Consider the following 13,508-nt stretch of genomic DNA (forward strand, 5'->3'; position numbering starts at 1 on the left):
CTAGATACCTAAAATCAATAAAGAAGATAATATACTTGGCAGTCTCAATCAGAATTGCAGGAGTATTGATATACCATTTTGTAGCTTTTGAAATTTATGGTGGTTCGGCAGATGGAGTAGTGTATTTTAGGCATGGAATAAGGGTGCTTGACTTATTTAATGAGGTTAATTTTGATATCTTTTTTAATCCTCTGTACTATCGAGGTACTAGCTTTTTAGGGACTAATTTCATGTCCTATTATGCTGCTATATTTATTACATTGTGCGGCGAATCCTTTCGGGGTACATTTCTCTTAGCAAATTTTGTAGGCTTTACTGGCCTGCTGCTAATTATCAAAACTTTTATGATTAGATACCCCTCCATGCAATGGAAGAAGCTTTCAGTTACTTTATTAGTTTTACCTTCGCTTTGGTTTTGGGCAGCAAGTATTAGTAAAGAGATTGTAGTTTTGTTAGGTCTAGGCTTAGTCATCTATAATTTCTTTACAAAATCACAGAATAGATTTGCTTCCATTCTGGGCACAGCAGCAGGTTTAGCAATCATAACTTCAGTAAGGCCACAAATCTTGTTAGTTGTACTTGTTGCTATGATTTTGCCAGAATTGCTCGGGAAAGGGAGGATTCTTTCTTTGCGGAATATGGCAATCCTGATACTAGCCATTGTTGGATTTAGCATAAGCATGTCTTTTCTAGGCTTGCAAAGTACTTCAGTAGAAGCTTTTGAAGATAAACTAATTGAGGATCGTCGATATAACGCTTATGGAGGAAGTGTTATAGCTGAAGAGGAACCGCTAACGCTGAGTCAAGCACATATTGCCTTAATTAACTTTTTATTTCGACCATTTCCATGGGAGGTTAGTAGTTTTACTAACCTTATTTCAGCGGTAGAAATTCTATTTATTTATTACTTAATCTATACAAACTTTTCAGCATTCAAAAAGTCTCTCTTAAATATTAGAAAAGATAAACTCCTAATGATGTCATTAGTTTTTATCATCTTATACTCAGTTGCAGGGGGATTAACCGCAGTCAACTTAGGTTTAATTGCAAGGGTTCGAATCTTCGTTTATCCATTCTTATTCATATTAATATACTCTCAACAAAAAGATTACAGACTGTTAGCTAGAATCAAGGCTATAAGTCAAAGAAAAGAAAAAGAATCAATTATAGGATGAAAAAATTGGCTATTATTGCTGGCTACGCCCCTTCTTTATTGAATTTTAGGTTAGATTTGATTCAGGCGTATCAAAATATGGGATTTGAAGTCTATGCATTCGCCCCTGCCGAGGAAATCAATTTTGAATTGCTTGAATCATTTAAGAATCTAAACATTCACTTTAAGGATATACCAAGTAATAGAACTAGTCTTAACCCATTTAGTGATTATAAATTTTATAGAGTACTAAAGAACGAACTACATAGGATTAAACCAGAGATTGTCATTTCATATACAATTAAGCCAGTAATATATGGCTGCTTGGCTGCTAGGAATTTGAAGAATGTTAAAAATGTAGCATTAATAACAGGAAGAGGTTCAGCATTTGAGAAAGGTGGTATTAAAAGATGGATCCTTGGCAATATGGTCTCACTCCTATATAGAAAGTCATTGAGCAAAGCCACTCATATTATTTTTCAAAATGAGAATGATCTTACTTTTTTTAAACAAAGGGGGATAATTAAAAAAGGAACTAAGACTAAAATAGTAGATGGGTCAGGCATCAATTTAGATAAATTCCAGCTAAGCCAACCGATTTCAAATCCGGTTTCATTCCTTCTGATTTGTCGACTTATTAAGGAAAAAGGGGTAATTGAATTTATCAAAGCATCTGAGATATTAAAAGAAAAATACCCGAATGCTTCGTTTAAAATTTTAGGCCCTCCTGATTCCAATCCAAATGGAATTGCCATAGAAGATTTAAACCCATACATTGAAAAAGGGATTATAACATATCTAGGTCGCACCAATAACGTGTTGCCATATTTTCAGAACTCCTCAGTTTTTGTTCTTCCAACATATTATAATGAAGGATTACCAAGAACATTATTAGAAGCATTAGCTACTGGAAAGCCCATTATTACTACAGATCATCCGGGGTGCAAAGAAACAGTAATCTCTAACCAAAACGGTTATCTAATTCCAATAAAGGATGTAGAGCAGTTAGCCATAGCTATGGAGCGTTATATTAATAGCGATCAACTAATTGAAAAGCATGGAAAAGAAAGCCGTAAACTTGCAGAGTCAAAGTTTGACGTTAATATCATTAATAAAGATATGATCAATTTTATTGAAGTTTAAAGAATTTCATATGAATAGGCTGTTGTTTATATTATGTGAATTTTTTATATAGATTCTATTTCCGGAATTAATAACATTTACCTATGAGAATAGCTGTAGTTGGCACCGGTTACGTGGGCCTGGTGACGGGCACCTGCTTTGCCGAGGTGGGCATCGACGTGACCTGCATCGACATCGACTCCAAGAAGATAGACAACCTCAAGCAGGGCATCCTGCCCATCTACGAGCCCGGCCTGGAGGAGATGGTGCTGCGCAACTCCCAGAAGGAGCGCCTTTCCTTCTCCACTAACCTTGCCGAGAGCGTGCAGGGCTGCCAGGTGGCCTTCATCGCCGTGGGCACGCCCCCGGGCGAGGACGGCTCGGCCGACCTGAAGTACGTGCTGGCCGTGGCCCGCGAGATCGGCCGCTCCATGACCGACTACCTGGTGGTGGTGACCAAGAGCACCGTGCCGGTGGGCACGGCGGCCAAGGTGCGCCGCGCCATCGCAGGCGAGCTCGAGGCCCGCGGCGCCGACATCGCCTTCGACGTGGCCTCCAACCCCGAGTTTTTGAAGGAGGGCGCCGCCATCGACGACTTCCTCAAGCCCGACCGCATCGTGGTGGGCGTGGACTCCGAGCGCGCCGAGCAGGTGATGGCCAAGCTCTACAAGCCGTTTCTGATGAACGGCCACCCCTTGATCTTCATGGACATCCCCTCCGCCGAGATGACCAAGTACGCGGCCAACGCCATGCTGGCCACCAAGATCTCGTTCATGAACGACATCGCCAACCTGTGCGAGATTATGGGCGCCGACGTGAACATGGTGCGCAAGGGCATCGGCTCGGACGCCCGCATCGGCAACAAGTTCATCTACCCGGGCATCGGCTACGGCGGAAGCTGCTTCCCCAAGGACGTGAAGGCGCTCATCAAGACGGCCTCCGAGAACGGCTACTCCATGGAGGTATTGAAGTCGGTGGAGACGGTGAACGAGAAGCAGAAGTCGGTGCTCTTCAACAAGGTGATGAACTACTTCAACGGGGACCTTTCGGGCAAGACCTTCGCTGTTTGGGGGCTCTCCTTCAAACCGAAGACCGACGACATGCGCGAGGCCCCTTCGCTGGTGATCATCGAGAAGCTGCTCGAGCAGGGCGCCAAGGTGAAGGCCTACGACCCGGTGGCCATGAAGGAGGCCAAGCATTCTCTGGGAGACCGCATCGAGTACGGCAAGGACGAGTACGAGACCCTGATCGACGCCGACGCGCTGCTGCTGGTGACCGAGTGGCCCGAGTTCCGCTCGCCCAACTTCGCCGTGGTCAACAAGCTGATGAAGGAGAAGGTCGTGTTCGACGGCCGCAACATCTACGACGCGCGCGAGATGGAGGAGAAGGGCTTCACCTACTTCGGCATCGGCGTCAAGCAGGCCATGGTTCCACAACAAACAAAGGAGACGGTATAGTATGGCCAGAAAAAGAGTATTGGTAACAGGCGGCGCCGGGTTTCTCGGCTCCCACCTGTGCGACAGATTCATAGCCGAGGGCTACCACGTGATCGCGATGGACAACCTGATCACCGGCAACCTCGAGAACATCGAGCACCTTTTCAAGCTGGAGCAGTTTGAGTTCTACCACCACGACGTGTCCAAGTTCGTGCACGTGCCGGGCAAGCTGGACTACATTCTGCACTTTGCCTCGCCGGCCAGCCCGATCGACTACCTCAAGATCCCGATCCAGACGCTGAAGGTGGGTTCGCTGGGCACGCACAACCTGCTGGGCCTGGCTATGGCCAAGAAGGCCCGCATGCTGATCGCCTCCACCTCGGAGGTGTACGGCGACCCGCTCGTGCACCCGCAGAGCGAGGACTACTGGGGCAATGTGAACCCGGTGGGGCCGCGCGGCTGCTACGATGAGGCCAAGCGCTTCCAGGAGGCCATGACCATGGCCTACCAGATGCACCACGGGCTGGAGACGCGCATCGTGCGCATCTTCAACACCTACGGCCCGCGCATGCGCCTGGACGACGGCCGCGTGCTGCCTGCCTTCCTGAGCCAGGCCCTGCGCGGCGAGCCGCTGAGCATTTTCGGCGACGGCAGCCAGACGCGCTCCTTCTGCTACGTGGACGACCTGGTGGAGGGCATCTACCGCCTGCTGCTGAGCGACTACCACATGCCGGTCAACATCGGCAACCCGTCCGAGATCACCATCAGGCAGTTTGCCGAGGAGATCTGCAAGCTGACCGGGGCGGAGCTCAACATCGAGTACCAGCCGCTGCCGACCGACGACCCGCAGAAGCGCCAGCCGGACATCAGCAAGGCCAGAGAAGTGCTGGGCTGGGAGCCGAAGGTGGACCGCGCCGAAGGACTGCAGCGAACGCTCGAGTACTTCAAGCAAAAAGTAAAAGTGCCAGCCGAGCGTATGGTAAACTAGACACCGAGCGGATTATAAAACAAAAAGCCCTGACAGCGAACCTGTCAGGGCTTTTTGTTTAAAGGTATAAGTAGCTTAGATCTTTTTGTGTGCTTTCATGAAGTCTTTCGCCTCTTTGTTGGCAGCATGTTTTTTGTCGGTCGCTTCCAGCACTATATTATAGTAATGCTTCGCTGTTTTCAGTTCACGTTCCTGCTTGGCAATGCGGGCGAGGTTTAGATACGAGTTGACAAAATAGCCGGAATCACGCTCGTTGCTCATCTCGGCGAATGTAATGGAGTTCTGATAGTAGGCTTTTGCCTTCTGGAAATCACGGTACTTGTTCTGGTTGATGTAGGCCAGGATATAAGAGGCATAACGCCCGCTAACGGCTTCGTAGCCCGGCATGCGCCGATCGAGCTTGCTCAGAATATCGAGGCACACCCGCTCGGCCATCGTAAAGTGACCCTGCACAAAAAGCGCACGTGCGTAGAAGCGCTGGAAATAGGCGTTGTTAGGGTATTTTTCTACAAGTCCCTTTACCAGATCCAACGCAGCTTCCATGTTGCCTTCCTCGTTGGCGTAGATCTTCATCAGGAAGAACTTCGCCTCCGTACCGGTATAGAAGCCGTTGTTGGCCACGTAGCGCAGCTGTTTTATACCTAGTCGCTTGTCGCCGCTCGGGAAGAAAGCCAGTACGGGCCGCAACATTTTGTAGTTTTCATGAATCCAGATGGAGTAGTAATTGAAGAGCGCCTCTCCAAACAGAAACTCCGGGCTCAGGCCGTTGCCGGCTTTAGCCTTCTCCAGGTACTCCAGCGACCGCTTGCTGGCGATGGTTGCTTTACGCCAATTGCTTCGCTCAGAGTGCAGACGCCCGGCAAATCCATTAGCGGCTGACAAAAAGAAGGCGGCCTCGTAATCTTTATTATTGGCATCGTACAGCTTCTCTGCTTTCATGATAGTGGAATCCATGTAAGCGAAAAACAGGTCATCATACGCCAGGGTCTGAATATTGGTAGGCACGATCTTCCACCATTGGCTGAGGCCCATCAGGAAATAGGGCAGCGGGTGGTTTGGGTAGCGGCGTCGCAGGGATTTGAATTGCTTTTCGGCCAGCTCATACTTGAAGTTGTACATGTTGTCCACGGCACCCTCCAGTTCGTACTGGATGTCTTTGTCCATGAGCAGCATGCCTTTGATGTTTCCGGCCGCAGGAATGACCTCCACTGATTGAATTGTCACCTCTCTGATAGCCGTGTCAGACTGCTCCTTAGAACCTTGCCCAAAAGCCAGGTTAGTCAGGATGATACCGAGAAACGCAAGTACAATCTTCTTCATAGGTCAAAAGAAAAGTCCGGAGTGTCGTGCCAATAGCCCCTTATGTGGAGAACAGGTACTAAAAGTACAACAATTATATTAATTTTGAATTGATACAAAAGAAATATTGCATGAAACTTCTGAAACAACTCTGCAGCATACACGCACCGTCCGGCAACGAAAAAAAGCTATCCGATTTTCTGCTTAACTACATTGAAGAACAGAAAGTTCAGTGGAAGCAACAACCAGTAGTTATACATGGAGAAGGTTTTCAGGATTGTATTTTGTTAATATTCGGGAAGCCCAGAACAGCTGTTTTCGCACACATAGACTCCATTGGATTCACTGTGCGCTATGGCAAACAGCTGGTAAAGATCGGCGGCCCTGACCTGGAAAGCGGCTATACGCTGGTAGGAGAGGACTCGCAGGGGAAAATTGAGTGTACGCTGGAGCTTGATGAAGAGACGCACGCGATCAGCTACAGGTATGAGCGGGAGATAGAGCGTGGGACGGAACTTGTTTTCAAGTGCGATTTCCGGGAAACGGAAGAAACAGTGCAATCGTGCTACCTTGATAACCGACTTGGTGTGTGGAGTGCATTGAAAGTCGCTGAAACATTAGAGAATGGCATCATTGCGTTCAGTAGTTGGGAAGAACATGGCGGCGGTTCGGTAGCCTACCTATCCAAATACATTTCGGAGCGTTACGGTGTGCACCAAGCGCTTATTTCCGATATTACCTGGGTAACGGAGGGTGTGAAGGCAGGGGAGGGCGTTGCCATCTCGATGCGCGACAGCCTTATACCTCGCAGGTCTTATGTTGAGAAGATCATAGGTATAGCCAGGGCCTCCGGTATACCTTATCAGTTGGAGGTAGAAGGTGCCGGTGGCAGCGATGCTAAGGAGTTGCAGCACGGACCCTACCCCTGGGACTGGTGCTTTGTTGGCGCCCCCGAAGACAATGTGCACACCCCAAACGAAATTGTCCACAAGAAGGACATCGAGAGCATGGTCGCGCTGTACAGGGAGTTGATGGAGAAGTTGTAGAAGAAACGATTAATAATATAGAAGGGCTGCCAGGTATAGGCAGCCCTTTTTGTTTGTCGACCGTGGTTCAAACAGGATGGAAGAGCAGCACCCGGCACAAATGACTTAACTCTAGCGGTATAGGGTGTGTCGGGGGTGTAAAGCTTTGGAAGTAAATATTTGGAAAAGTCAAACCAATAGGCTTTCTTTAATAGCTCTATATAGCAATTTCAGAATCTCAACCCTTTTCTACAAAACTAACTCTTATTGAATGGAACCTATTCTCTACGCAATTCCTGGATTTGGTCTGGCGGCCCTCATTTATACCTTTATAAGGTCGGCCTGGGTAACGAAGCAAGCAGCAGGTAACGAACGCATGACGGAGATCGCCCGTCACATTTCCGATGGCGCCATGGCTTTCCTGAAGGCGGAATACAAAGTGCTCTTCTACTTCGTAGTCATCGCCAGCTTATTCCTGTTTTATCTGGGCTATACCGGTGAGAAATCGCACTGGACGATCGTGCTGGCCTTCATCATGGGTGCCCTTTTTTCAGCTGTTGCCGGCTTTATCGGTATGCGCATTGCCACCAAGGCCAACGTACGTACGGCAGAAGCAGCCCGGACAAGCCTGTCGCGCGCCCTCAGTGTGTCGTTTGCCGGTGGTTCGGTGATGGGTATGGGTGTGGCTGGTCTGGCTGTGCTGGGCCTGGGCTCACTCTTTATCGTGCTCTACTACTTCTTTGTTTACAGCGTGAATGGCAGCGTGAATGGCCACGAGATGGAAGTGGCCCTTGAGGTGCTCACCGGTTTCTCGCTGGGTGCTGAAAGTATTGCCCTTTTCGCGCGCGTAGGCGGCGGTATCTATACCAAAGCAGCTGACGTGGGTGCCGACCTGGTAGGTAAAGTAGAAGCAGGTATACCTGAAGACGATCCGCGTAACCCCGCTACGATTGCCGATAACGTGGGTGATAACGTGGGTGACGTGGCAGGTATGGGAGCTGACCTTTTCGGTTCGTATGTGGCCACTATCCTGGCGACGATGGTACTGGGCCGTGAAGTAGTTTCAGAGGATAATTTCGGCGGCATGGCCCCAATCATCCTGCCAATGTTCATTGCGGGTCTGGGCATCTTGTTCTCCCTGATTGGTATGCTGTTCATCCGGGTAAAAGAAGGTGGCGACGTGCAGGGGGCCCTCAACCTGGGCAACTGGATCTCTGTTGCCCTGACGGCTGTTGGCGCTTATTTCGCTATCCACTGGATGCTGCCAGAAAACATGAACCTGCGTAACTTCGAATTCACTGCCAATGGTGTGTTCATCGCCGTGATCGTGGGTCTGGTAGTGGGTACGCTGATGAGCATCATCACGGAGTACTACACGGCCATGGGCAAAAAGCCCGTTAATTCTATCGTGCAGCAGTCTTCCACAGGCCATGCCACCAACATCATCGCTGGTCTGGCGGTAGGTATGCACTCGACGGTGTTGCCTATCATCGTGCTGGCCGCCGGTATTGTGTTGTCGTATGCTTCTGCCGGTCTTTACGGCGTGGCTATTGCGGCTGCCGGCATGATGGCGACTACGGCCATGCAGTTGGCTATCGACGCTTTTGGTCCTATTGCCGACAACGCCGGTGGTATTGCCGAAATGAGCGAACTGCCGAAAGAGGTACGCGGTCGTACCGATATCCTGGATGCTGTAGGTAACACGACTGCCGCCACCGGTAAAGGCTTCGCGATCGCATCGGCAGCCCTTACGTCACTGGCTCTTTTTGCCGCTTTCGTAGGTATAGCCGGCATCGACTCCATTGATCTTTACAAAGCACCCGTGTTGGCAGGCCTGTTCATTGGTGCCATGATACCGTTCATCTTCTCGGCGCTTTGTATCGCGGCGGTTGGTCGTGCGGCCATGGCCATGGTGCATGAAGTACGCCGCCAGTTCCGCGAAATTCCGGGCATTATGGAAGGCACCGGTCAGCCGGAGTACGAAAAGTGCGTGGCTATCTCCACAAAAGCGGCTATCCGCGAAATGATGCTGCCGGGCGCCATTGCCCTGATCGTGCCGGTTCTGGTGGGCTTTGGCTTCAGAGACGTATTTGCCGACACTCCTTCAGCTGAGATCCTGGGTGGTCTGCTGGCAGGCGTAACCGTATCAGGTGTGTTGATGGCGATGTTCCAATCCAACGCCGGTGGTGCCTGGGACAATGCCAAGAAGTCGTTTGAGAAAGGCGTGGAGATCAATGGTAAGATGGAGTACAAAGGCTCTGATGCCCACAAAGCTTCCGTAACCGGCGACACCGTTGGTGACCCGTTCAAAGACACTTCCGGTCCTTCCATGAACATCCTGATCAAACTCATGTCAATCGTGTCGCTGGTAATTGCGCCCCACATTGCCACAGAGCGCACGCCGGCTATACCTGAGGAGCCGAACCTGAACATGGAGATACAGCAGGAGGCCCCGTCTACCGGACAGATCATCTACCCAGACAATACAGTTGTCGTGGCTGGTTTAGCGACCCGATAGCCAACACAATCTCTATCAGTATAAATAAGCCCAGCCATGAGGTTGGGCTTATTTTTTATTATCCGTACCTTTGTTTGCCAATAAGACCAATACGCTATATGGAGCCCCGTACCATCACGATTCACGATTGTGACTTCAGTACCTATATGTACGAAGAAGAAATCATTGCACGCATAGTGATGCTGGCAGAGCAAATTGAGCAGGACTACACTGGTAAAAACCCACTGTTTCTGGCAGTACTGAACGGTTCATTCATGTTCACGGCCGACCTGATGAAGCGCATCAACATACCTTGCGAGATCTCATTCATCCGCATGTCATCCTATCAGGACATGCACAGCACCGGCCAGGTAAAGGAAGTGCTGGGCCTGACCGAGGAAATTGAAGGGCGTGACGTGCTGATCATTGAAGACATCGTGGATACCGGGCACACGGTGACTGCACTGCTTCGACAGCTGCAGGAAAAGAAGCCTGCCTCCATCGAGATCATTACTTTGCTCATGAAGCCCGAGTGCCTGCAGCACCAGCTGGATGTGAAGTATGTGGCCAAGGCGATACCGAACGACTTTGTGGTAGGCTACGGACTTGATTACAATGGACTGGGCCGCAACCTGCGCGATATTTACAAGATTGTTTCCTAAAAGGACTGAGCCATCTGGGGCCAAAACGACTGCCCGGGATTTGGCACAGCTCAAAAATTATTGAACAATACACCGATTTTATACTTAAATTTGTTTTTTATCATAAATCATAGATATGCTCAACATCGTTTTGTTTGGCCCTCCAGGTGCTGGTAAAGGTACGCAAAGCCAAAAGCTGATAGACAAGTATAACCTGATACACCTGTCAACAGGTGATTTGCTGCGCTCCGAAATTGCCGCAGGCACTGAACTGGGGATGAAAGCCAAATCACTGATGGATAACGGCCTGTTGGTGCCGGACGAAGTGGTGATTGGCATGATCGCAAACAAAGTGAGAGAAAACAATCACGCGGGCGGGTTTATCTTCGACGGATTCCCGCGCACGGTGCCACAGGCCCAGGGGCTGGACAAGCTCCTGATGGATCTTGGCACGGAGATATCCTGCATGATTGCCCTGAAGGTGGACGACGAAGAACTGACCAAGCGCCTTTTGCTACGCGGACAGACTTCCGGCCGCCCGGATGACCAGAACGAGGAGTTGATCCGCAAGCGCGTAGTGGAGTACAACACCAAAACGACGCCAGTTGCTGATTACTATGCCGGACAAGGCAAATATTATGCGGTGGATGGCATCGGTGAGATTGACGAGATCTTCAGCAATATCTGCGCGCATATCGATAACATGAAAGAGAAGCAAAAGAAGTAATCTTCTGCTCAGCTTTTATTAGATAGAATACAGAAGGTATAAGCAGGCCGGAACTCAAATGCTCCGTTCTTGCTTATACCTTATAATTTATACCTGTTAGCATTACCTACATTGGCCCAATCCAACTTTATTGATTACGTAAAAATCTGTTCCCGCTCCGGACATGGTGGCGCTGGCTCAGCGCACCTGCACCGCGACAAACGCACTGCCATGGGTGGTCCTGACGGTGGTGATGGGGGCAGAGGAGGCCATATCATCCTGCGTGGCAACGCCCAGTTGTGGACTTTGCTGCACCTTCAGTACCGCAAGCACGTGATTGCCGAAAATGGTCAGGGTGGAGGCCCGAGCCATTCTACAGGCGCACAGGGTAAGGACGACGTGCTGGAGGTGCCACTGGGAACGATCGCCCGCAACGCCGAAACCGGCGAGTTCATGTGCGAGATCACGGAAGACGGGCAGGAGATCATCCTGACACCGGGCGGCCGTGGCGGGCTGGGCAACGCCCACTTTAAGTCGCCTACTAACCAGACACCTCGTTATGCCCAACCGGGTGAGCCAGGTATAGAGGAATGGGTAATTCTGGAACTGAAACTATTAGCCGATGTCGGTTTGGTGGGTTTCCCGAATGCCGGCAAATCTACTTTGCTATCCGTGGTATCAGCAGCTAAGCCGAAGATTGCCAACTATGCGTTTACGACGCTGGAGCCTAACCTGGGAGTAGTCGCTTATCGCGATTACAGGTCTTTTGTGATGGCTGATATACCTGGTATCATCGAAGGAGCTTCAGAAGGAAAAGGCCTAGGCCTGCGATTCCTGCGCCACATCGAGCGTAACTCCATGCTCCTGTTCATGATTTCGTGCGACAGCCCCGATATAGCGGAGGAGTACAAGATATTGGTAAACGAGCTGGAAACTTACAATCCGGAGCTGCTGGACAAGAAACGCATATTGGCGATCACCAAAACAGATATGATCGACGATGAGCTGGAAGCAGAGATGCGCGAGACCTTGCCGAAAGATGTGCCAGCTGTGTTTATTTCGAGCATGACGCAGAAGAATATCACCCAATTGAAAGATATGATCTGGTCAGCGCTTAACTCGTAGTCCGTCAGTCTTCATACAAATATCTATCGGTAGAGGCTGCAAGGCTTGCTACCGATTTTTTTTGAAGCACCAGCTGGGTGCTGATTGATAGAATGTTGTTTTATTACAAAGGCTGTTGCTGGTATAGCGGTTGTGCTATTGCATAGCTAGCTTTTGCCCTGGCCGGGCGGGCCCTACTTTTTTCCTTGATGAAAAGAAAGAGGGCCCCTACCCCCAGTAAGCAAAAAAGTCAAGACGCTCCAAACTCGCTGAACGCTCAGACAGTGGAGCGCCGAAAAGTGCACCTGGCTAAGGCTGTTTGTTTCATAGCCTCCGGGGCAAGTTAGCCTTGCTATACCTGCCAGTGGTCTGTGATCGCAACTACAGCACTTATACCTGTAAAGTAGTAGTGGCAGACTCCCCTCCTTGGACAAGGAGGGGCAGGGGTGGTTTGACCCGGTGTAGCTAAACAGTGACTTCGAAGCTTATACCTGATTGAACTGGAAACGGCCGGAAGCTCCCCTCCTCTAAAAGGAGGGGCTAGGGGAGGTGATGCCCCTCTCGGGAGGCAGGGCTGTTAAGTTCTGTATAAAACTATCCCCTTGAGTGGATTATAGGGGTGTTGCTTCAGTACTAAAATGCTGGCCATATTACTGTTTTAACACAATCGTAAACACCCCTCTGCGCTCCCCTCAAGGGGAGAATTAGCTAGAACTTAACGACCCTACCTATCGGGAGGGGCAGGGGCAGGTACAATCGTGCATGAGAATCCTGTTAATCCTGAAATCCTGTAAATCCTGATTCAGACATTTTCAGGTATAGCAAGTGAAATTCACTAAAAACAAAGTCACTCATTCACTCAATCACTAAATCAACAATTTAAAGTGCCAATCTGGCACGAAAGCAGAATTGGCAAGACAATTGAAAAGACAAAATAGACCTATCAACCTATAATTCTTAAGGCATTATGTCAGAGAAAGATATCAAGAAAGAGCAGGAAAACGCAGAACTACAGGATAACACTGCCAATACGGAAGAAAATAACGGACAGGAGCAGACCGAAGAGACAGCAGAAGAAACTGGCTCCGAAACCCAGGCCGAGGCCGAACTGGCAGAGATGAAAGATAAATATATCCGCCTGATGGCTGAGTTTGAGAACTTCAGACGGCGTACCAACAAGGAGCGCCTGGATTTGCTCAAAACAGCAAACGAAGACCTGATGAGCGAATTATTGCCTGTGCTGGACGATATGGAGCGTGCCCGCCAGTCGATGGAGGCAACCAGAGAGATAGATGCTTTGTTGCAGGGCCTGGAGCTGGTATTCCACAAACTCAAGCACGTGACGCAACTCAAAGGTTTGAAGCCGATTGAGGTTAAGACAGGTGATGAATTTGACAGCGACTTCCATGAAGCTGTTACCCAAACCCCAGCTCCGTCAGAAGAACTGAAAGGCAAAATAGTAGACGTGATCGAGAAGGGCTATACCTTGAATGAGAAGGTGATCCGCTTCGCGAAAGTTATAATAGGAGCTTAATCA

Annotated in this window: 11 protein-coding genes; 10 read left to right on the forward strand and 1 reads right to left on the reverse strand. The window is 49.5% G+C overall.

Annotated elements, in window-relative coordinates; translation table 11 throughout:
• The first annotated feature begins 35 nt into the window (after positions 1-35).
• The 4 genes from IEV97_RS15915 to IEV97_RS15930 all read left to right on the forward strand — a co-directional run bounded on the left by IEV97_RS15915 (position 36) and on the right by IEV97_RS15930 (position 4,699).
• The gene (locus IEV97_RS15915) at positions 36-1,175 is read left to right on the forward strand and encodes a hypothetical protein (protein ID WP_188502487.1); all 1,140 of its coding nucleotides are present in this window, start codon (positions 36-38) and stop codon (positions 1,173-1,175) included.
• Complete coding sequence (locus IEV97_RS15920; protein WP_188502488.1) at positions 1,172-2,296, forward strand: glycosyltransferase family 4 protein; 1,125 nt, start codon at positions 1,172-1,174, stop codon at positions 2,294-2,296. Before IEV97_RS15915 ends, IEV97_RS15920 begins: the two co-directional genes overlap by 4 nt.
• A gap of 83 nt (positions 2,297-2,379) precedes the next feature.
• A complete protein-coding gene (locus IEV97_RS15925) occupies positions 2,380-3,732 on the forward strand; it encodes a UDP-glucose dehydrogenase family protein (RefSeq protein WP_188502085.1) in 1,353 nt (450 codons plus the stop codon).
• A gap of 1 nt (position 3,733) precedes the next feature.
• Positions 3,734-4,699: a UDP-glucuronic acid decarboxylase family protein gene (locus IEV97_RS15930; protein ID WP_188502489.1), complete on the forward strand. Its 966-nt coding sequence runs from the start codon at positions 3,734-3,736 to the stop codon at positions 4,697-4,699.
• 75 nt (positions 4,700-4,774) lie between these two features.
• On the opposite strand, the gene IEV97_RS15935 is transcribed toward IEV97_RS15930, so the two are convergent.
• Positions 4,775-6,019, reverse strand: a complete 1,245-nt coding sequence (locus IEV97_RS15935) for a tetratricopeptide repeat protein (protein WP_188502490.1) — start codon at positions 6,017-6,019, stop codon at positions 4,775-4,777.
• Between the two features lie 110 nt (positions 6,020-6,129).
• Between IEV97_RS15935 and IEV97_RS15940 the strand changes: the two genes are divergently transcribed.
• The 6 genes from IEV97_RS15940 to IEV97_RS15965 all read left to right on the forward strand — a co-directional run bounded on the left by IEV97_RS15940 (position 6,130) and on the right by IEV97_RS15965 (position 13,505).
• Entirely contained in the window at positions 6,130-7,044 is a 915-nt protein-coding gene (locus IEV97_RS15940) for a M20/M25/M40 family metallo-hydrolase (protein WP_188502491.1), read from the forward strand.
• A 250-nt stretch (positions 7,045-7,294) separates the two neighbouring features.
• Positions 7,295-9,541 (forward strand): sodium-translocating pyrophosphatase, encoded by a 2,247-nt coding sequence (locus IEV97_RS15945; RefSeq protein ID WP_188502492.1) that lies wholly within the window; start codon positions 7,295-7,297, stop codon positions 9,539-9,541.
• Between the two features lie 98 nt (positions 9,542-9,639).
• Positions 9,640-10,182, forward strand: coding sequence for a hypoxanthine phosphoribosyltransferase (gene hpt / locus IEV97_RS15950; RefSeq protein WP_188502493.1), 543 nt, complete (start codon positions 9,640-9,642; stop codon positions 10,180-10,182).
• Positions 10,183-10,297: 115 nt separating this feature from the next.
• Positions 10,298-10,888 carry an adenylate kinase gene (locus IEV97_RS15955; RefSeq protein ID WP_188502494.1) on the forward strand — a complete coding sequence of 197 codons (591 nt, stop codon included), beginning with the start codon at positions 10,298-10,300 and terminating at the stop codon, positions 10,886-10,888.
• 111 nt (positions 10,889-10,999) lie between these two features.
• Positions 11,000-11,992, forward strand: a complete 993-nt coding sequence (gene obgE / locus IEV97_RS15960) for a GTPase ObgE (protein WP_188502495.1) — start codon at positions 11,000-11,002, stop codon at positions 11,990-11,992.
• Between the two features lie 946 nt (positions 11,993-12,938).
• Positions 12,939-13,505, forward strand: coding sequence for a nucleotide exchange factor GrpE (locus tag IEV97_RS15965; protein ID WP_188502496.1), 567 nt, complete (start codon positions 12,939-12,941; stop codon positions 13,503-13,505).
• Positions 13,506-13,508: the final 3 nt, after the last annotated feature.

Source organism: Pontibacter amylolyticus, from assembly GCF_014638845.1.
In the GTDB taxonomy this organism is placed as follows: Bacteria; Bacteroidota; Bacteroidia; order Cytophagales; family Hymenobacteraceae; genus Pontibacter; species Pontibacter amylolyticus.